At 65.1% G+C, this 19,599-nt stretch carries 19 protein-coding genes; 16 read left to right on the top strand and 3 right to left on the bottom strand.

Features of this window, described 5'->3' with window-relative positions:
* Window positions 1-48: 48 nt before the first annotated feature.
* From QZT63_RS08310 to QZT63_RS08350, 9 genes are all read left to right on the top strand, one after another.
* Window positions 49-1,005 carry an acetyl-CoA carboxylase carboxyltransferase subunit alpha gene (locus QZT63_RS08310; protein ID WP_290650228.1) on the top strand — a complete coding sequence of 319 codons (957 nt, stop codon included), beginning with the start codon at window positions 49-51 and terminating at the stop codon, window positions 1,003-1,005.
* Window positions 1,006-1,065: 60 nt separating this feature from the next.
* The gene (gene tilS / locus QZT63_RS08315) at window positions 1,066-2,382 is read left to right on the top strand and encodes a tRNA lysidine(34) synthetase TilS (protein ID WP_290650230.1); all 1,317 of its coding nucleotides are present in this window, start codon (window positions 1,066-1,068) and stop codon (window positions 2,380-2,382) included.
* Between the two features lie 220 nt (window positions 2,383-2,602).
* Window positions 2,603-4,264, top strand: coding sequence for a CTP synthase (locus QZT63_RS08320; protein ID WP_290650232.1), 1,662 nt, complete (start codon window positions 2,603-2,605; stop codon window positions 4,262-4,264).
* Entirely contained in the window at window positions 4,260-5,093 is an 834-nt protein-coding gene (kdsA, locus tag QZT63_RS08325) for a 3-deoxy-8-phosphooctulonate synthase (RefSeq protein ID WP_290650257.1), read from the top strand. The genes QZT63_RS08320 and kdsA overlap by 5 nt, the downstream gene beginning before the upstream one ends.
* Before the next feature lie 61 nt (window positions 5,094-5,154).
* Window positions 5,155-6,444 (top strand): phosphopyruvate hydratase, encoded by a 1,290-nt coding sequence (gene eno / locus QZT63_RS08330; RefSeq protein ID WP_290650233.1) that lies wholly within the window; start codon window positions 5,155-5,157, stop codon window positions 6,442-6,444.
* Between the two features lie 111 nt (window positions 6,445-6,555).
* A complete protein-coding gene (ftsB, locus tag QZT63_RS08335) occupies window positions 6,556-6,828 on the top strand; it encodes a cell division protein FtsB (protein WP_290650235.1) in 273 nt (90 codons plus the stop codon).
* Window positions 6,825-7,556 carry a 2-C-methyl-D-erythritol 4-phosphate cytidylyltransferase gene (ispD, locus tag QZT63_RS08340; RefSeq protein ID WP_290650237.1) on the top strand — a complete coding sequence of 244 codons (732 nt, stop codon included), beginning with the start codon at window positions 6,825-6,827 and terminating at the stop codon, window positions 7,554-7,556. Before ftsB ends, ispD begins: the two co-directional genes overlap by 4 nt.
* Window positions 7,557-7,558: 2 nt before the next feature.
* Window positions 7,559-8,041 (top strand): 2-C-methyl-D-erythritol 2,4-cyclodiphosphate synthase, encoded by a 483-nt coding sequence (ispF, locus tag QZT63_RS08345; RefSeq protein ID WP_290650239.1) that lies wholly within the window; start codon window positions 7,559-7,561, stop codon window positions 8,039-8,041.
* A complete protein-coding gene (locus QZT63_RS08350; RefSeq protein ID WP_290650241.1) occupies window positions 8,034-9,098 on the top strand; it encodes a tRNA pseudouridine(13) synthase TruD in 1,065 nt (354 codons plus the stop codon). The genes ispF and QZT63_RS08350 overlap by 8 nt, the downstream gene beginning before the upstream one ends.
* Here QZT63_RS08350 and QZT63_RS08355 read toward each other — a convergent pair.
* Complete coding sequence (locus QZT63_RS08355; protein ID WP_290650243.1) at window positions 9,068-9,610, bottom strand: Smr/MutS family protein; 543 nt, start codon at window positions 9,608-9,610, stop codon at window positions 9,068-9,070. The genes QZT63_RS08350 and QZT63_RS08355 overlap by 31 nt on opposite strands.
* A gap of 136 nt (window positions 9,611-9,746) precedes the next feature.
* Between QZT63_RS08355 and surE the strand changes: the two genes are divergently transcribed.
* A complete protein-coding gene (surE, locus tag QZT63_RS08360; RefSeq protein ID WP_290650244.1) occupies window positions 9,747-10,499 on the top strand; it encodes a 5'/3'-nucleotidase SurE in 753 nt (250 codons plus the stop codon).
* On the top strand, window positions 10,499-11,167 hold the full coding sequence (locus QZT63_RS08365) for a protein-L-isoaspartate(D-aspartate) O-methyltransferase (RefSeq protein WP_290650259.1): 669 nt from the start codon (window positions 10,499-10,501) through the stop codon (window positions 11,165-11,167). Before surE ends, QZT63_RS08365 begins: the two co-directional genes overlap by 1 nt.
* Before the next feature lie 281 nt (window positions 11,168-11,448).
* On the opposite strand, the gene QZT63_RS08370 is transcribed toward QZT63_RS08365, so the two are convergent.
* Complete coding sequence (locus QZT63_RS08370; protein ID WP_290650245.1) at window positions 11,449-11,643, bottom strand: CsbD family protein; 195 nt, start codon at window positions 11,641-11,643, stop codon at window positions 11,449-11,451.
* Between the two features lie 598 nt (window positions 11,644-12,241).
* Window positions 12,242-13,285: a TRAP transporter substrate-binding protein DctP gene (gene dctP / locus QZT63_RS08375; protein ID WP_290650247.1), complete on the bottom strand. Its 1,044-nt coding sequence runs from the start codon at window positions 13,283-13,285 to the stop codon at window positions 12,242-12,244.
* 296 nt (window positions 13,286-13,581) lie between these two features.
* Here dctP and QZT63_RS08380 point away from each other — a divergent pair, with 296 nt between their 5' ends.
* The 5 genes from QZT63_RS08380 to QZT63_RS08400 all read left to right on the top strand — a co-directional run bounded on the left by QZT63_RS08380 (window position 13,582) and on the right by QZT63_RS08400 (window position 19,420).
* The gene (locus tag QZT63_RS08380; protein ID WP_290650248.1) at window positions 13,582-15,018 is read left to right on the top strand and encodes a thioredoxin family protein; all 1,437 of its coding nucleotides are present in this window, start codon (window positions 13,582-13,584) and stop codon (window positions 15,016-15,018) included.
* Window positions 15,015-15,539 (top strand): UGSC family (seleno)protein, encoded by a 525-nt coding sequence (locus QZT63_RS08385; RefSeq protein ID WP_290650250.1) that lies wholly within the window; start codon window positions 15,015-15,017, stop codon window positions 15,537-15,539. The genes QZT63_RS08380 and QZT63_RS08385 overlap by 4 nt, the downstream gene beginning before the upstream one ends.
* A gap of 63 nt (window positions 15,540-15,602) precedes the next feature.
* Window positions 15,603-17,018 carry an L-seryl-tRNA(Sec) selenium transferase gene (gene selA, locus QZT63_RS08390; RefSeq protein WP_290650251.1) on the top strand — a complete coding sequence of 472 codons (1,416 nt, stop codon included), beginning with the start codon at window positions 15,603-15,605 and terminating at the stop codon, window positions 17,016-17,018.
* Entirely contained in the window at window positions 17,015-18,949 is a 1,935-nt protein-coding gene (gene selB, locus QZT63_RS08395) for a selenocysteine-specific translation elongation factor (protein ID WP_290650253.1), read from the top strand. Before selA ends, selB begins: the two co-directional genes overlap by 4 nt.
* Window positions 18,950-18,985: 36 nt before the next feature.
* The gene (locus QZT63_RS08400; RefSeq protein ID WP_290650254.1) at window positions 18,986-19,420 is read left to right on the top strand and encodes an HIT domain-containing protein; all 435 of its coding nucleotides are present in this window, start codon (window positions 18,986-18,988) and stop codon (window positions 19,418-19,420) included.
* Window positions 19,421-19,599 lie beyond the last annotated feature (179 nt).

A 19,599-nucleotide genomic window follows, 5' to 3' on the forward strand; every position in this document is an offset into this window, starting at 1 on the left:
ACTGGATAGGGTATCGGGCTTCCAGCCGTCAACGCGAAAAGCGAGCCAATGAATCTCAATTTTCTTGATTTTGAGCGCCCTATCGCCGAACTTGAAGCGAAGATCGAAGAGCTGCGCTACGTGGGCGATGATAACGATCTCAATATCAGCGAAGAGATTCGGCGGTTGCAGGAGAAGAGCGTCAGCCTGACTGAACAGATCTTCGCCAATCTCACCTCCTGGCAAATCGCACAGCTCGCGCGCCATCCCCAGCGCCCGCATTGCCTGGATTACATCGAGCACATGTTTACCGACTTCCATGAGCTGCACGGTGACCGGGGCTTCGCGGACGACCCCGCCATTGTCGGCGGTGTGGCCCGGCTTGACGGGCGGCCGGTCATGGTGATCGGGCACCAGAAAGGCCGGGATACCAAGGAGAAGGTGCAGCGGAACTTCGGCATGCCGCGCCCGGAGGGATATCGCAAGGCACTGCGCCTCATGGAAATGGCGGAACGCTTCGACCTGCCGTTGCTCACGTTCATCGATACCCCGGGTGCCTATCCCGGTGTCGGTGCCGAGGAGCGGGGGCAAAGCGAAGCCATTGCCCGCAACTTGATGGTGATGGCCCGTCTGCGCACGCCCATCGTGGTCACAGTCGTGGGAGAGGGTGGCTCCGGCGGGGCCCTGGGCATCGGCGTGGGGGATCAGGTGATGATGCTCGGCTACAGCATGTATTCGGTGATCTCCCCGGAGGGGTGTGCCTCCATTCTCTGGAAGAGTGCCGACCGCGCGCAGGACGCGGCGGAAGCCATGGGGATTACCGCACCGCGGCTGCTTGAGCTCGGTCTGATCGACAGCGTGGTGGAGGAGCCTCTTGGCGGTGCTCACCGGAATCCGGCGGATATGGCCGGACGGCTTCGCAGCCAGCTGCTTGAGAAACTTGCCATACTGGACGATAAGGACTTCGAAACCCTGCTCGATGAGCGCGCCCGCAAACTTGAGGGTTACGGTCATTTTCGCACGTAGTGCCCTGATGAGTTAGGGCACTAGAGCGCGCTGACGGGATGTCTCCGGAGCGCACGACCCATGACCATCACCGCCGAAGGCATTGCTGATCGGGTGCTGGCGCTCGGGAAGGCCTCGGCCTACTGTGTCGCTTTCAGCGGCGGCCCGGACTCCCATGCCCTGCTGCACGCCTTGGCCGCGGTACGAACCCGCCTGCCGGCGCCCTTGCGCGCAATGCACGTCAATCACGGCCTGCACGCGCAAGCCCCCGACTGGGCTGCCCATTGCGAGCAGGTCAGCCGTTTGCTGCACATCCCGCTGGTTGTTGCAGCGGTTACCGGCAGACCGCCGGCGGATGCGGGGGAGACCTGGGCGCGGGAGCAACGCTACCGGCTGTTTTCCGCTCGGCTGGTTGCCTCGGAGATGCTGTTGACGGCGCATCACCAGGACGATCAGGCCGAAACGGTACTCCTGCGGCTGCTGCGTGGTGCAGGCGTGGATGGCCTCGGTGGTATTCCGCAGGTGCGCGCACTTGGCTGCGGCTGGGTCGGGCGGCCGTTGCTGGACGTCCCCCGCTCGGCATTGCAGGGGTACGCCCTGCGCAACGACCTGCGCAGCCTGCGGGATCCCGGCAATGACGACCTTGCGGCAGATCGCAATTTTTTGCGCCATCGCGTGCTGCCCCTGATCGCCGAGCGTTGGCCCCAGGCGGATCGCTCGGTCAGCCGCGCCGGGGCGTTGCTGCGGGAGGGTCGTGGCCTGCTGGAGCGTTACGCCCTGTCGCTGGAGCGCGGGGCGCGCCGGGGCGAGCAGCTCCGCTGCAAGCCGTTACGCCAGCTCGCCCCGGAGGAGCAGCGGCTGGTCTTGCGCCAATGGCTGCGCCAGCAGGGCCTGCCGCTGCCGGATGCGCGCCAGTTGGAGGCGGGCTGTGCCATGCTGATCCAGGCGCGGGCCGATCGCACGCCGGAATTCCTCTGGCCCGGTGGGCGCGTGAGGCGCTTCCGGGACGCGCTCATCGCTGACGCGGGTCGTTCATCCACGGGCAATGAGCGCCACCCCCGGGGGGCGACCTGGCACGGCGACCGGGATCTGCGGCTTGATGGGGGCTGGCTGCGCGTGCTGCCGGGGCGCGGCGGGCTGGATCCAGCGACAATTCCCGCGGACGGGTTCGCTATTACCTATCGCGCCGGCGGTGAACGCTGCCGGCCGGCCGGGCGCCCGTCACGGCCCCTGAAGAAGCTGTTCCAGGAGGCTGGTGTGCCGCACTGGGATCGGTTTCACTGGCCCTTGCTGGCAGCGGATGAGGGACTGGCCGTAATCCCCGGCATTTGCGTGTGCGAAGGGTACCAGGCCCCGAGGGACCAGCAGGGCCTCATGGTGATCTGGGAGCAAGACTGACCGATCGGTCCGCGTTGTGCGCGGGTAGGCGTTCTGTTACTTTTAGCGCCACTCAGGTGGCGGCGATCGGGTCGCCGGCGTAGCCGCGGGGGGTTGCTTCGGCCAAGCTGCTCGCGCCTGGGGTGACGGGTCTCATGGCCCCGTCCTGGGGCGCACTCCTGTTTCCAGTGCCTTCCGGACGCGGGCTACCGCGACCCATCGTGCGAAAGGCAGAGTCTCTATGACCCGATATATTTTCATCACTGGTGGCGTTGTGTCCTCGCTTGGCAAGGGCATCGCCTCCGCGTCACTGGCAAGCATCCTTCAGGCTCGCGGCGCCAACGTCACCATGATCAAGCTGGATCCTTACATCAATGTGGATCCAGGAACGATGAGCCCGTTTCAGCACGGTGAGGTCTACGTGACGGAGGACGGCGCCGAGACGGATCTCGATCTTGGCCACTACGAGCGTTTTGTGCGTATGCGCACCGGTCGGGTCAACAACTACACCACCGGGCGCATCTACGAGAACGTCATCCGCAAGGAGCGCCGGGGGGATTACCTCGGTGGCACGGTGCAGGTCATCCCGCACATCACTGACGAGATCAAGCGCTGCATCCGCGAAGGCGCTGAGGGGCATGACATCGCGCTGGTGGAGATCGGTGGCACGGTTGGCGACATCGAATCGCTGCCATTCCTGGAAGCGATTCGCCAGATGGGCGTCGAGCACAGGCGCGACAGCCTGTTCATCCATTTGACGCTGGTGCCCTTTATCGGGCCCAGCCAAGAGATGAAGACGAAGCCCACGCAGCACTCGGTCAAGGAGCTACGTTCCATCGGTATCCAGCCGGATATCCTGCTGTGCCGGTCGAGCCGGCCGATTCCCGATGAGGAACGCCGCAAGATCGCGTTATTTACCAATGTCGAGCACGAGGCGGTCATCTCGGCCCTGGACGTGGATGATATCTACAAGGTGCCACTGGCATTGCACGACCAGGGCCTCGACGACATTGTCACCGAAAAACTGCGCCTGGAGCTTCCGCCGGCGGACCTCTCCGACTGGGAGTGGGTGGTCGATTCCCGTGACCGCCTTGATGGCGAGGTGACCATCGCCATGGTGGGGAAGTATGTCAACCGGGCGGATGCGTACAAGTCCCTGACCGAGGCGTTGATTCATGCAGGGATTCATACGCATACGCGCTTGCATGTGCGCTCGATCGACTCCGAAGAGCTTGAGCGGCTCGGGACGCAACAGCTGCGTGATGCGGATGCGATTCTAGTCCCTGGCGGCTTCGGTGAGCGGGGCGTGGAGGGCAAGATTCTGGCGGCGCGCTACGCCCGCGAGAACGCGATCCCGTACCTGGGAATCTGTCTCGGCATGCAAGTCGCGGTGATCGATTATGCCCGTCATGTGGCGGGTCTGGAACAAGCCCATAGTACGGAATTCCAGGCCGATACACCCCATCCCGTGATCGGTCTGATCACCGAGTGGATGACCGGCGAGGGCGGCATCGAAGTTCGGGGCCCCGGCGACGATCTGGGCGGTACCATGCGCCTCGGTGGCCAACCGTGCCGTCTGCAAGAGGGCTCGCTGGCGAAACGGATGTACGCTGAGCCGGAAATCATCGAACGCCATCGCCACCGCTACGAATTCAACAACCACTACGCTGAATCGCTGCAGCGGGCAGGGCTGCGTATCTCCGGCTGGTCCGGTGACGGCAACCTGGTCGAGGTGGTGGAACTGCCGGCCCATCCCTGGTATCTCGGCTGCCAGTTTCACCCCGAATTCACCTCGACTCCGCGGGACGGCCACCCGCTATTCTGTGGTTTCGTCGAAGCAGCGCGCGCCCGTCGCGGCACTACGTACTGCGCCGCCGGAGGTAGCCAATATGGCGAGCATTGATCTTTGCGGCTTTCGCGCAGGGCTCGATGAGCGACTGTTTTTGATTGCCGGCCCGTGCGTTGTCGAATCCGAGCAACTGGCGCTCGACACCGCGGGTGCGCTCAAGGAACTCTGTGAGCGCCTCAAGGTTGCACTCATCTACAAGTCGTCCTTCGATAAGGCCAATCGCTCATCCCACGCGAGCTTCCGCGGGCCGGGTATCGAGGAAGGGCTGCGCGTGCTTGAGACGGTGCGCCGGCAAATCAACATCCCGGTCATCACCGATGTCCATGAGGATACGCCGCTCGCGGAGGCGGCGAGCGTGGTGGATGTGTTGCAGACGCCGGCGTTTCTATGCCGGCAGACCAACTTCATCCAGAATGTCGCCCGCCAGGGGCTGCCGGTAAACATCAAAAAAGGCCAGTTCCTCGCGCCCTGGGACATGACCAACGTGGTGGACAAGGCCCGGGCCGTGGGCAATGACGCGATCATGGTCTGTGAGCGCGGCGTGACCTTCGGCTACAACAATCTCGTCGCCGACATGCGGGCGCTGGCTGTGATGCGTGCGACCGGTTGCCCGGTTGTGTTCGATGCCACGCACTCGGTGCAGCTTCCCGGGGGGCAGGGGCAGGTCTCGGGCGGTCAGCGGGAGTTCGTGCCCGTGCTGGCGCGCGCGGCCGTTGCCGCCGGTGTGGCCGGTTTGTTCATGGAAACCCACCCCGATCCCGACCGGGCGCTGTCCGACGGCCCGAACGCGTGGCCGCTCGGGCGGATGGAGAACCTGCTGACGACGCTGCTGGCCCTGGATGAACGTGTCAAGGCGGACGGGCTGGTCGAGGCGTCGCTCTAGGAGGGTGCTCGAGTTCCACCGGCGGGCGCGTATTTAAGACAACGAAGAGGCGTGACGGCGTATGGCGACAATCGCGGCAGTAAAGGCACGGGAAATTCTTGATTCCCGAGGACACCCGACCGTCGAGGCGGATGTCACCTTGAGCAGCGGTGCGTTCGGGCGCGCGGCCGTGCCCTCCGGTGCGTCGACCGGAACGCGTGAGGCCGTTGAGTTGCGCGACGGTGACGCCAGGCGTTACCTGGGTAAGGGCGTGCAGCGGGCGGTCGAGAATGCCAACACCGTGCTCGCTGATGCCGTGCGGGGGATGGACGCGCACGACCAGCGCGCCGTGGACCAGCGGATGTTGGAGCTGGATGGTACGGACAACAAGAGCCGGCTGGGGGCCAATGCCCTGCTGGCAGTGTCGCTGGCGGTTGCGCGGGCAGCGGCGAATGATCACGGTGTGCCGCTGTTCCGCCACCTGAATCCTGGTGGCGTACACGTGCTGCCGGTGCCGATGATGAATATCCTCAACGGCGGCGCCCATGCGGACAACAACGTCGATCTCCAGGAATTCATGATCCTGCCGATCGGGTTTGACAGTTTTCGTGAAGCGCTGCGCGCAGGCACGGAAGTCTTTCACGCCCTGAAAAAGGTGCTCGCCGGGCGGGGGCTGAGCACGGCGGTCGGCGATGAAGGCGGCTTCGCTCCGGACCTGCCTTCCAACGAGGCGGCCCTGGAGACCATTGCCGAAGCCATCGCCGATGCCGGCTACGCGTTGGGCGATGACATCTGGCTTGGTCTGGACGTCGCCAGCTCGGAGTTCTACACCGGCGGCAGCTATGTCCTCGCCTCGGAGGGCAAGCGCTACAGCGCGGCGGAGTATGTGAGCGTGCTCGCGGACTGGGTGGACCGCTACCCGATCATCACCATCGAGGACGCCATGGACGAGGGTGATTGGGAGGGCTGGAAGCTGCTCAGTGAGCGCCTCGGCGAACGCTGCCAGCTGGTGGGCGATGACCTGTTCGTGACCAACACCCGGATTCTGCAGCAGGGGATCGATCGCGGTATCGCGAACTCCATCCTGATCAAGTTCAACCAGATCGGCACCCTAACGGAGACGCTGGATGCCATCGCCATGGCGGATGCTGCCGGCTACACTGCGGTGATCTCGCACCGATCCGGGGAAACCGAGGACACCACCATCTCGGACCTCGCGGTCGCATCCAGCGCGACCCAGATCAAGACCGGTTCCTTGTGCCGCTCTGACCGTGTTGCCAAGTACAACCAGTTGCTGCGCATCGAGGAAGACCTCGGCCAGGCCGCCGTTTATTCTGGGCGCAAGGCATTCCCCAACTTGAAGAAATGGTGAGGATGCCGCTCGGTGCTGGCGCGTTCGGGTGGTTTCGGGGGCTTGGCTTGGTTGACGCCGCCGTGGGCGTTGGCTGAGGGTTTAGGAGCAGGGAGCAAGGAGCAAGGGGCAATGCGCATTCTAATCGCCAGCCTCGTGGCGCTGTTTGTGATCTTTCAGGCGCAGCTATGGTCCGGCAAAGGCGGCTTGCCCGCGGTATGGCAGCTCCAGGACGCGGTCGACGAGCAGCAGGCGGAGAACGAGCGGCTGTATCAACGCAACCGGGCTCTGGAGGCGGACGTCGATGACCTCAAGGACGGCCTGGAGGCCGTGGAGGAGCGGGCCCGGGACGAGCTTGGCATGATCAGGGATGGCGAGGTGTTTTACCAGGTATCCGATGAATGACGCCGGGCACCCATAGGGTCCCGCCGGTCTGGGCGGTGGTGCCGGCGGCGGGCGTCGGCCGCCGCATGGCCACTCGGATTCCCAAGCAGTATCTGCCCCTGCTTGGGCATCCCGTGATCCGGTGGAGCGTGGAGTCGTTGCTGGCCGAATCACGGGTGGTCGGGGGCGTCGTGGCGTTGGGCGCCGATGATCATTGGTGGCACAGCTGGACGCCACCGCATGGCAAGACCTTGTATTGCGTCATTGGCGGCGCGGCGCGGGCCGATTCAGTGCTGGAGGCGCTGCGCTGTCTTCGCCGTAACATGGCACGGCCCGGCGACTGGGTGCTTGTCCACGATGCCGTGCGTCCCTGTTTGACCACGGCCGCGTTGACCCGGCTGCTGGATCAGGGACTCTCCCATGCCCACGGCGCCCTGCTGGCCATCCCCGTACGCGATACCCTGAAACGCAGCGCCGCCGACGCCACGGTGGCGGAGACCACCAGTCGGGACTCACTGTGGCAGGCGCAGACCCCGCAGCTGTTCCCGCTGGGGCTGTTGCTCGATGCCCTGGAGGCAGCGCGCGATGCCGGCGGGCAAGTGACCGACGAGGCCCAGGCCATGGAGCTTGCGGGTTACGCGCCGTTGCTGGTGGAAGGCGAGAGCACCAATGTGAAGATCACGCGGCCGGGTGACCTCCCTCTGGCCGAGTCCATTCTGCGTGCCCGGCACCACCGACAGGAGGACTGAGCATGCGGCTGCGTATCGGCCAGGGATTTGACGTCCACCGTTTTCAGCAGGGGGGCCGCCTGATGGTCGGTGGTGTGGAGATCCCCCATCACCTGGGGATTGCCGCCCATTCCGACGGTGACGTGCTCCTTCATGCCGTGGCTGACGCCGTGCTTGGCGCACTGGCCGACGGCGATATCGGCCAGCACTTTCCGGATGATGACCCACGCTGGCAGGGTGCTGACAGCGTTGACCTCCTCTCCCGCGTCATGGAGCGGGCCACCGCGGCGGGCTATCGCGTGAACAACCTGGATGCGACCGTCATCGCCCAGGCCCCCCGCATGGCCCCCCATATCCCAGCCATGCGTCGGTTGCTGGCGAGCGTCCTGGAGGTTCGCACCACCGATGTGAGCGTCAAGGCCACCACTACCGAACGACTCGGCTTCGCCGGCCGCGGCGAAGGGATTGCTGCCGAGGCCGTCATCCTTCTGACCGCCGATGACTGAGGGTGCCCCGGATCTGCTCACCGCCTGGGAGGGGCTGCCGTTTGCTTATGGCCGGCCTCCAATCGCCGCTGCGGTGCGTCAACAGCCCGAGGACTTCCGGGTGATGGAGGACCTGGGCGTCGCCCCCGACGGTGCGGGGGAGCACATTTGGGTTCACGTTCGCAAGACCGGGTGGAACACAGCCGATGTGGGCCAGTGGCTGGCGCGGGCGCTTGGACGCTCGCCCCGGGATGTGACCTGGGCGGGACTCAAGGATCGCCATGCGGTGGCCGAGCAATGGTTTGGCGTGCATCGGCCCGGCGGCGGCGGGATTCCCGAGCTGCCGACGCCACCCGAGGGTATCGCGATCCTGGCGACACAACGGCATGGGCGTAAGCTGCGCACGGGCATGCTGCAGGGAAACCGGTTCCGGCTCACCCTGCGGGAGGTGGAAGGGCCGCTCGAGGAACTCGGCGGGCGGCTGCTGCGCATCGCCCACCGTGGCGTGCCGAACTACTTTGGCGGTCAGCGCTTCGGCCACGGTGGCGGCAACCTGTCTGGTGCCTGGCGGTTGCTGGACGGTATGCCGGTACGCAACCGCCAACGGCGCGGCCTGTTTCTCTCGGCGGCGCGCGCGTTCATGTTCAATCAGGTACTGGCGGCCCGGGTTCGGCCGGGGCTGTGGGATGCGGTTATTGCCGGAGACCTGATGACGTTTACCTCCAGTGCGAGCCTGTTCCCGGCGGCCGAGCTTGCGCCCGGCGATGCACGCGTGCCGGCTGCCGACGTGCATCCCTCCGGTCCGTTGCCCGGTCGCGGAGGCTGGCAGCCGGAGGCAGACGCGGGTGCCCTGGAGGCGGAGACTCTGGCGCCATGGCAGGCGCAGCAACAGGCACTTGCCCGGTTGGGCGTGGATGCGGCGCGACGCGCCCTGCGCCTGCCGGTCCGGGAGCTGGCGTGGGACTGGCCGGCCCACGGCGTGCTGCGCATCGGCTTCTGGTTGCCAGCCGGTGCCTTTGCCACGGCCGTGCTGCGTGAATGCTGCACTCAGCGCGAGCGCGCCTTAAGCAACACGTAGACGGCACCTGTGCCCCCGTCAACGGGTCGGGCGGACGCGAACACAAGGACTTCGTCGAGTTGCCTCATCCAACGGTCAACAAGGCCCTTGAGCACTGGTCCGCGATTACGGGAGCGTAGGCCCTTGCCGTGGATGACGCGTACGCAACGCAGTTCGCGCGTGCGGCATGCATTGATGAACTCTCGCAGTGCAGCGCGGGCCACTGGGAGGGTCATGCCGTGGAGGTCCAGCTCGGCCTGGACGGGGTACTGGCCGCGCCGCAGCTTGCGGAGCACCCGGCGTTGCACCCCTGGGCGCACAAACGCCAGCTCGTCGCCTGTCTCCAACTCGCCCGGATCGAGGTCGCCGGCCAGAAGTTCGTCGACAACACGCCGCTCGTCGGCCTCAAGTTGGCGGGGCCGGGGGCTCGGCTTCGGCGGCCGGACCGAGGCCAGGTCATGGCGCAGGATGTGGACATCGCGCATGGCTTCACGGAACAGGGCGTTGTCGTCGTGGTCGTAATCGTTGCTCACGGCACGGTCTCCCTCGACACGCTGTGCAGAATTATACGGGTCGGGTGTTGGCGACGGAAAGACTGCCGGTATACTAAGCGCCGCAGGGAAACGCCAGACGCACGGCGTGCGTTTCGTCGCAACAATAGGGCCTTGAATGCACATACTTGTCAGCAATGACGACGGCTACCAGGCGCCGGGTATCCAGTACTTGGCCGATGAGCTCGAGCGCATTGCGGCGATTACCGTTGTGGCCCCGGACCGTGACCGCAGCGGTGCCAGCAACTCCTTGACCCTGGATCTCCCCATTCGTGCCGTGGAAACTCGCAAGCGCTGGTTTCGGGTTGAGGGGACCCCGACGGACTGTGTCCACCTGGCGGTGACGGGGCTGCTGCAGGATGACCCGGATATGGTAGTCTCCGGCATCAATGCCGGTCCGAACATGGGTGATGATGTTCTCTATAGCGGCACCGTTGCCGCGGCCACGGAAGGGCGTTTTCTTGGCCTTCCCGCCATCGCGGTATCGCTGGCGACGCAGCACGCGCGGCATTACGAGACGGCGGCTCGGGTGGCGGCACTGCTGGTGGAGCGCCTGGTGAGTGACCCACTGCCGGCGGATACCATTCTCAACGTGAACGTGCCGGACGTCCCCTGGCATCGCCTCCGGGGCTTCGAGGCGACGCGCCTGGGTCAGCGCCACCGGTCGGAACCGCTGATCCCGGCGCGGGATCCGCGCAACCGGCCGATTTACTGGATCGGGCCGCCGGGTCGGGAACAAGATGCGGGCGCGGGAACCGATTTCCACGCCGTGCGCAGGTTTTGCGTGTCCGTGACGCCGATCCAGGTGGATCTCACGCGCTACCAGGCGCTGGACAAGATCGCGGGCTGGGTGACAGGGCTGAATGAATGATGGACGAGAAGCAGCGTCGCGGGATCGGCATGACCTCCCAACGCACCCGTGAACGCCTCGTGCAGCGGCTGCGTAATGAGGGCATTCGCAATGAGTCCGTCCTCGCCGCCATTGGCAATACACCACGGCACCTATTCGTGGACGAGGCGTTGTCCAGCCGTGCGTACGAGGATACGGCCCTGCCGATCGGTGCCGGGCAAACCATTTCTCAGCCGTATGTCGTGGCGCGGATGACCGAGGCGCTCGTCGACGACGGGATCCCCAACAAGGTGCTGGAGGTGGGCACAGGATCCGGTTATCAGGCCGCAATCCTCGCGCAGCTGGTGCCAGAAGTCTGCACTGTGGAGCGGATTCGCCGTTTGGCCGACCAGGCTCAACGCCGGTTACGGCAGCTGGGGTATCGCAATGTCCGTGTCCGCTTTGGCGATGGCAATGCCGGCTGGGACGGTGACGGGCTGTTCGATGGCATTCTGGTAACGGCAGCGCCCCACGGCGTGCCACCGGAACTGCTGGAGCAGCTCGCCGACGGCGGCCGCTTGATTGCCCCCGAGGGCGAACAAGGGCAGGCGCAGGAGCTGGTCTGCTACCACCGCCAGGGCGAGCAGACAACCCGGACCTGTCTGGGGCTGGTGAGTTTCGTCCCCATGCTGCGTGGGACCGCCGGTTAGCGAAGCCGGGAAACAGGAATTGCTCGGATACACCCGGGTTGCATGGCGGGTTTCAGTGGTGTGTCTCGCCGACGGTTACCTGCGGGCGGACAGTGGTGAATGGCCAAGGCAGCCACGACGACCGCCTGGCTATGACCGCGCGCAACACCGGCGCCTAAGGTCGCCGGCTTCAATGCCGCAATCAAAGGAATGGGTACCTGCTGTGGGTACCCATCCGCGCTCCTATCGACAGGCGTCACGGCCTAGCGGATAAGTGCTAGACCGTCAGCTCGGCCCGGCGATCAACTCTCTTCGAGGGACTTGACCTCGCGCTCGATTTCGTCTTTCGCCTTGCCATAGCGCTTCTGCAGGATGCCGACAAGCTCTTTGCGGGACCCTTTCACCTGGTCCAGCTCGTCATCGGTCAGCTCGCCCCACTTGCGCTGCACCTTCCCGCGCATCTCTTCCCAGTTTCCCTTTAGTCGGTCTTCGTTCATTGCTCCAAGCTCCATGTTGCCAGTTGTGATGTTGGCCGCCTGCGCACAGGCCTCAGGCGCGTGGTGTCGGCAGTGTCGGCTCACTTAGGCCGTGGGCGACACCCCGTGAACTACGCCTGGGGTGGCGATGCGGTTCCGCAATCGTGACCACGCTGGGCAGCCAATGCACCGAGCCTGCCTGGCTTGGCAGGCCATCTCAGATCACTCGGGAGAAGATGAAAATCAGCACAAGAATTGAGGCGGGCACCCCGAGGATCCATGCCAGAATGTACTTCATAGTGGCCTCCAATCAGCGACCTGATGTATTGACGAGCCGGCCCCAGATCGCGAGTCCAGCGTCGTGAGCAACTGCGCCTGAAAGGTATACGCCGGCAAGGCGTGGATCGTTCCAGTTAGCGGAAACGCTGGTCCGTGCCCTGCACGCGGAAAGGTCACTAAGAGCCAGTGCCGTCTGTCTCGCCCCGGGTTTCGGCGATGGGACGTGCCGGGACGGAAGCGGCGGGTCGGGGCGGGCGGGCGCTATAGATTGCGCCTCGCCGCGCGTGGCGATCGGCTGCGCTCACACCGGGCCGATCGCCGCGCGGGCGGAGGGTCGCATTCAGTCGATGTAGCCGAGGTCAGCGAGCAACTCCCGCAGCATGTCGATGGCTTCCGCGGCGCGTTCGCTCTCCCGGGCCTGTTCCTCCCACATCTTTTCGCCGACTTCCACCATCCTCGCCTGCACGTCGTCTGGGAGGTTGATAAGCTCGACGCCTTCTTCGGCCATGGCTTGTGCCAGGGCCACCTGCTCCTGGTACATGTACTCAGTGGTCCGCCACCAGAACTGCTCCTCGATGGCATCCAGGAGAACAGTCCGGATATCGTCCGGCAGGTCATCCAGGGCCTCTTGGTTGATGACCCAGGCGTCGATTCCACCGATGTTGAGCGGTGGGCGCACGTGGTAGCGGGCCACCTCGTACAGGGACATGCTCTGGGCGCCCTGCACGGCACCCCAGTGGGCGCCGTCAACGATGCCCGTTTGCAGCGCGGAGTAGAGCTCCTCGCCCGGGATCATGGACGCGGCAGCACCGGTCTCGGTGAGGAATGTCTGCAGTGTGCCCGAGGAGCGGATGTTCAGGCCCCGAAAGTCCGCCAGTGACTCGATTGGTTCCTTGGCGACCATCTCCGTGGGATACACCTTCTCGGTGGCATAGAAGACGTCGTACTCGGCGGCTTCTTCGCGAATCATGTCCTCGAAGCCCATATGCTTGAAGAAGTAGACCGCCTCCCATGTCTCCTGGAACGCCCCCGGAAGACCGAAGGCGATACCGGCCGTCGACAGCCGGTCCATTTCGTAGGCGGGTGAAATCGTGCCCATGGGAATGACGCCGCGGCTCACTGCGCTGAAGATCTCCCCGAAACTAAACAGGGAGCCTGCCGGGTGGAGCTCCAGTTTCAGGCGCCCGTCGGTGCGCTCGTCGACCGTGTCCCGCAGCAGCTCCAGGCTGTCCCCATAGGAGCTGCTGGCGCTGGGCCAGTGGGACTGCACCCTCCAGGTGATGACTTCGTCCGCACTCAGCGGCGATAAGCCAACGGCAGTGGCCAATAGCGCGCCCATTGCAGCGACTGAAATTCGTCCAGACATCTTGTTTAATGACAGCATCGTCTTGCCCTCCTCCTCACTTTCATATTGGTTGTCCACAGCAACCCATCCGTGATCGCGTGCCCAAGCGGGCACAGCGCTCGCGCTCCTGCTCCCAAGATCTGCGCGCTCCAGCGGGAAGGATCTGCTGGAGCAGGTCGGTAAGTCTCTTATATATAGGCTATGATGGTGGACGGTGCCATTGCCGGCGGCGTGTCGACAACGCGCGGGGCTGCACCCAATTTACGGCGCTGACGGCGTTTTGGGTCTCCTGGGCTGCCAACTGGAGCTCTGCGTTTCTGGGGATAACCGGTTCCATGTCCGCTTTGCCCGACGGTCTCATCGTGGTTGCCAAGCGCGACTGCCCGACTTGCACGCTCATCGAGCCCCTGCTCGGCGAGCTCGCGCGTGGTGGTCACGCGCTCACGGTCTACTCCCAGGATGAACCGGACTACGCCGCGGATGTTCCCAATGTGGTCCATGACCGGACCCTGGAGATCTCTTACCGTCTGAGCATCGAGTTCGTACCGACGCTGATCCGTGTCGAGCATGGGCAGGAAGTCGAGCGTACGTATGGCTGGCATCGAGGTGACTGGCAGCAAATCACCGGTTGCCGGGGCCTGGGGCTGGCGCTACCGGAAATGCGTCCCGGCTGTGGTTCGAAGACACTGGATCCGGGGATTGCCGAGGCATTGGCGGTACGCTTCGGTGATGCCGGCCTGACGTCCCGCCAGATAACGCTGGGGGAATTCGAAGATGCCATCGAAGCCTGTTTCGAGCGCGGCTGGACCGACGGGTTGCCAGTGGTGCCGCCCACGGGCGAGCGCGTGCTGCGCATGCTCCGCGGAACTGGGCGTGCTGCCGATGAGCTGATCGGCCAGGTGCCTCCGGACCAGGCCCCATGCACCGTGGAAAAGGTTGCTGTCAATGCGGTGATGGCGGGTTGCAAACCAGAGTACATGCCGGTGGTGCTCGCCGCCGTTGAGGCCGCGCTGGCGGAGGAGTTCGGCATGCACGGCGTACTGTGCACAACGATGTTCTGCGGCCCCATGGTCGTGGTGAACGGACCAGTGGCCCGCGCCATCGGCATGAATTCCGGGGTTAACGCGCTGGGGCAGGGCAACCGTGCCAACGCTACAATCGGCCGCGCGCTGCAGCTTGTTGTCCGCAACGTGGGCGGCGGGCGGCCCGGCGAAGTGGATCGCGCCACTATGGGCACACCGGGCAAGTACACCTTCTGCTTTGCCGAGGCGGAGGATGATCGGTGGGAGCCGCTTTCCCAGCAACGGGGGTTCGCACCGGGGACATCCACAGTGACACTGTTCGCCGGCGAAGGGGTGCAGACCGTCGTTGACCAAAAGTCCCGCACACCCGAGTCTTTGGCGCGCACCTTTGCCGCCTGCCTGCGAACGGTGGACCATCCCAAACTGGCGATGGCCGCGGACGTCTTTCTGGCCGTCTCACCGGATCACTGCCGCGTGTTCACCGATGCCGGCTGGTCCAAGGCACGCCTGCTGGAGGAACTGGAGGGCCTGTTGCAGCTGCCGGGCGACGAGATGGTCACCGGCGCCAACGGCATCGCCGAAGGGCTACCGGCAAAGTTCGCCGGCGGCATGGTGCCCAAGTTCCGCCCCGGCGGCATTAACATTGTGCGCGTCGGTGGTACAGCCGGCCTGTTTTCAGCCATCATCCCGGGGTGGGCCGCCTCCGGTCCCACCGGATCAACGCCAGTAACAAGGGAGGTCAGTGTATGACAGAGCCCGAAATCCTGCTCGATCCCACGGCCGAACGCACGGCCGCGGAGCGGCCCCGCGCGGCGCGGCCGCAGCGTCTTGAGGGGCTGACGGTCGGCCTGCTGGACATCTCGAAGCCGCGCGGGGACGTGTTTCTGGGACGCCTCGAGGAGCGATTCGGCGAGCGCGGGATTGAAGTCAAGCGCTACCGCAAACCGACGTTTACCCGGATTGCTCCCACCGAGCTACAGCAGCAGATGGCGGCGGAATGCAGCGTGATCGTTGAAGGCCTGGCCGACTGAGGATCCTGCACGTCGTGCTGTATGCATGACATCGCGGATCTTGAAGGTCGGGACATTCCGGGAGTCGGCGTTGCGACCATTGAATTCGTTGAAGCATCGGAGATGCAGTCGCGTGCCCTGGGGTTCGAACCGGCGATGGTGTTCGTCGATCATCCCATACAGGATCGTAGCGACGCTGAACTACGTGAGCTCGCCGACGCGGCGCTGGAGGAAATCCTGCGCAAGCTTACCGGGCGCTGATGCGCCGCCGGCCACCGGCAGGGGGCGGTGGTCCGCGTTTTGTTCACCGCACCGCAGGTCGCCATGGCCGATGGGCGCGGCATGACAGGGGTGCATCCCGACGCCCGGAGCCGGCTGCCCGCCGTTGACACGGTGCTGGGCTGGCCGGCTATCGCTGCGCTTGTCAGCACGCACGGCCGGCCCCTGATTGTGGAGGCCATACGGGAGGCTCTGGCCGCGCGGCGGCTTGTAAACGAGCCGGCCCCCGCGCAAGCGCTTGTCGACGATGTCGAGGCCCGGGTCCTCGCAGTCGTCGCACCGTCCCAGCGCAAGGTCATCAATCTCACCGGAACGGTGCTGCACACCAACCTCGGCCGCGCTCCGCTACCCATGGCGGCAATCGACGCCATGGTCGCGGTCGCCTCTGGCGCGTCCAACCTCGAATACAACCTCGACACCGGCAAGCGTGGCGATCGCGACGATCACGTGCAAGTCTGGCTGCGCCGCCTCACCGGAGCAGAGGCGGCGACCGTAGTAAACAACAACGCCGCTGCGGTATTGCTGACCCTGAACAGCCTCGCAAGACACCGGCAAGTGATTGTCTCTCGCGGTGAGTTGATCGAGATCGGCGGCGCATTCCGCCTGCCCGATATCATGGCGCGGGCAGGCTGCAAGCTGTACGAAGTCGGCACCACCAACCGCACCCACCTGCACGACTACACCGAGGCCATTGGGCCGAGGACTGGGCTGGTGCTCAAGGCCCATACCAGCAATTACCGCATCGAAGGATTCACGGCGCACGCCGACGAGCGCGCGCTCGGCAAGCTGGCCGGCGAGCACGGTGTGCCCTTCGTCGTCGACCTTGGCGCCGGTACAGTCGTGGATCTCAGCCGCTTCGGGCTCCCGCGCGAACCCACGCCGGCGGGCACGCTGGCGAGCGGCGCGGACTTGGTCACCTTTAGTGGCGACAAGCTGCTGGGGGGTCCCCAGGCGGGGATTATTGCCGGCCGCGCCGATCTGGTGGCACGCATCAAGCGCAATCCCATGAAACGCGCCATGCGCTGCGACAAGGTAACGCTAGCTGCGCTGGAGGCCGTGCTGCGCCTCTACGGTGATCCGGATCGGTTGCTGGAGCATGTGCCGACACTGCGTCTGCTGGCCCGTCCTGCCTTGGAGATTCGCGCCTTGGCCGAGCGCTTGCGGCCGTTCGTCGCACAGTGGCTCGGCGGCGAGCAGACCCATGTTGAGGTGGTGTCGGTGGCGAGTCAGATCGGCAGTGGCTCGCTACCGGTGAACCTGTTACCGAGCTTTGCCCTGCGCATATCACCTCCTGGGCACGTTGCGTCGGGCCGGGCACTCAAGCGCATCGCCGGTCGATTCCGTGCATTGCCGACTCCCGTCATCGGACGCGTCTCCGATGGAGCGTTCCTGCTGGACCTGCGCTGCCTTGAGGATGAGGCGGGATTTCGGGCGCTGTTCCAGCGCTCCTGCGCGCCATGATCATTGCCACTGCGGGTCACGTGGATCACGGCAAGACATCGCTGGTCAAGGCGCTAACCGGCGTTGATACCGATCGACTGGAGGAAGAGAAGCGGCGCAGCCTCACCATCGAGCCGGGGTTCGCCTATGTACAAGCCGGTAGCGACCAACTTCTCGGATTTGTCGATGTGCCTGGCCACGCGCGTTTTATCCGCAACATGCTCGCCGGCATCTCCGTCCTGGACTTTGCCCTGTTGGTGGTCGCGGCGGACGATGGCCCCATGCCCCAGACCGCCGAGCACGTTGCCATTCTGGAGTTGCTCGGCCTGCAACAGGGTGCGGTCGCCATCACCAAGATCGACCGCGTAGCGCCTGGGCGTGTCGGGGCGGTGGCCGATGAGGTGGCAACCCTGCTGGCGGGCGGCCGGCTCCGTGAGGCACCAGTTTTTTCGGTCGCGCCGCCGATCGGCAGGGGGATCGCTGCGCTGCGGGATCACTTGCTGACGATCAGCCGCACATTAGCTGCGCACCCAGCGAACGGGTATTTCCGCATGGCTGTGGATCGGAGCTTCACGCTCAGTGGCGTGGGCCGCGTGGTGACCGGCGCGGTGTCTGCGGGCACTACGCAGGTGGGCGATCAACTGGTGATCTCCCCCCAGGGCATCAGCGTGCGCATCCGCGGAATCCACAGCAACGGCCAGCGATCGGAATCGGCGCGCGCCGGGATGCGCTGCGCGCTCAATATCACCGCCAGCGACACCCGCCATGCGGAGGCGGGGCGTGGCGACTGGCTGGTGGCCGGACCGGCGCACGCGCCCACCGCGATGTTTGACACCCGGCTGCAGGTGCTTGCCACGGAGCAGCGACCCCTTTGCCATTGGGCACCCGTTCGCTTGCACATCGGCGCCGCGGCGGTGAACGCGCGCGCGGTTCCCCTGGAAGGCCGCCACATCGAGCCAGGCGCAATGGGTTTGGCGCAATTGGTGCTCGATTGCCCGATCAACGCCGTCCACGGTGACCGCTTCGTGCTGCGGGATCCATCCGCACAGCGGACCGTCGCCGGAGGCCTCGTTGTCGACCCATTCGCCGTGAAGCGGGGACGCAGCAAACCCGAACGCCGCGCGCGGCTGTCCGCCATGTCAGGCTCGACACCGCGAGGTGCGCTGTCGGCGTTGCTTGCCATCGACTCGGCGGGAGTCAATCTCGATTGCTTCACCCGGGCTTACAACCTCACGCAGGAAGAGGCGCAGACGCTCTACCAGGCATTGCCGATGCAGCGCATTGTTCACGGTGAGGGTGCGATCGGCCTGACACCCGGCCACTGGCAGGCCCTTCGCGAGCGCGTGCGCGCGGCACTGCACGATCAGCACGCTCAGCACCCGGCGAGTCTCGGCCTGAGTGAGGCTGCGCTGGTGACCAGGCTTGGTGAGATGGACGCGCCCCCGGCGATCCGTGCGGCCATCCGCTCGATGTTGGCACAAGGCGAGGCGGTTCGCGATGGTTTCAGCCTGCGCCTGCCCGATCATCAGCCGCGTCTGTCCACAAGCGATGCCGCGCTGCTGGAGGCCGTTTGCGAGGTGCTGCGCTGCGCCAACTTACGGCCGCCGGTCGTCGGCAAACTGGCTGAATCGCTCGAGATGGAACAGATAGCCCTTCGCGAGTCCCTGGAACGTTTCGCCCATCTGGGTTATCTCGTGCGTGTGGCACCCAACCGCTTTTTCCTGCCGGAAACCTTGGCGGCACTGGCGCGTATCGCGGCCGAACTTGCCGCTGAGTCGCTGGAGGGGACGTTCGATGCGGCCGCCTATCGCGACCGCTCCGGCATCGGGCGTAACGTCACCATCCAGGTGCTGGAATTCCTGGATCGCGCCGGCATCACGCGATTCGCCGGGGATCGGCGCAGCATGGCACCGGGAGCCGTTGCGTACCACGGCGGTGCTGGTACTGTGTAGGCGCCACATGTCGGCGCATGACCGCGGTGCTTTGCTATGGCGATACTGCAGATACACGCACAGTTGCAGGCGGACTGCCACGACCTTGGCCGTATCGCTTCGTGCCAGGTGCTGTTGCACACGAACCCGGGCGTGCCTTGGTATATTGTCGTTCCGGAGACGGCAGCGCTTGAGCTCCACGAGTTGACGCTGCGGGAGCGCCTGGAGGTCGATCGCATCACCGACTCCCTTGCCCGTTTCATCAAACACCACCACCGTTCCCAGCGCATTAATGTCGCGGCCATCGGCAATCGGGTACCGCAACTGCATATACACGTCGTGGGTCGCTCGCCAGGCGACCCGTGTTGGCCGGACGTGGTCTGGGGTAACCTGCCACCGGCCGCTGCAAGGTGCATGAGCGAACTTCGCGCCATTCAGACCGCGCTGGATGGGGCCCTGGCAGACGAGAGCGAGCGCTGCGACCACTCGTGACCGTTCCTTCAATGGCCCGGCGCTGGTGAAATAGCGCGAAGAAAATGTTGCATCGCAACATTCCCGCTGCTATAGTGCACCGCAACAAGGTTGGAGAAGGGCTCCAGACCTTGTCAGAATCCGCAACCAAATGAGGTTTTAGCCATGAGCAACCCAACGATCAATCAGGTCAACGAGCA

Source organism: Aquisalimonas sp., assembly GCF_007120195.1.
Taxonomy (GTDB): Bacteria; Pseudomonadota; Gammaproteobacteria; order Nitrococcales; family Aquisalimonadaceae; genus Aquisalimonas.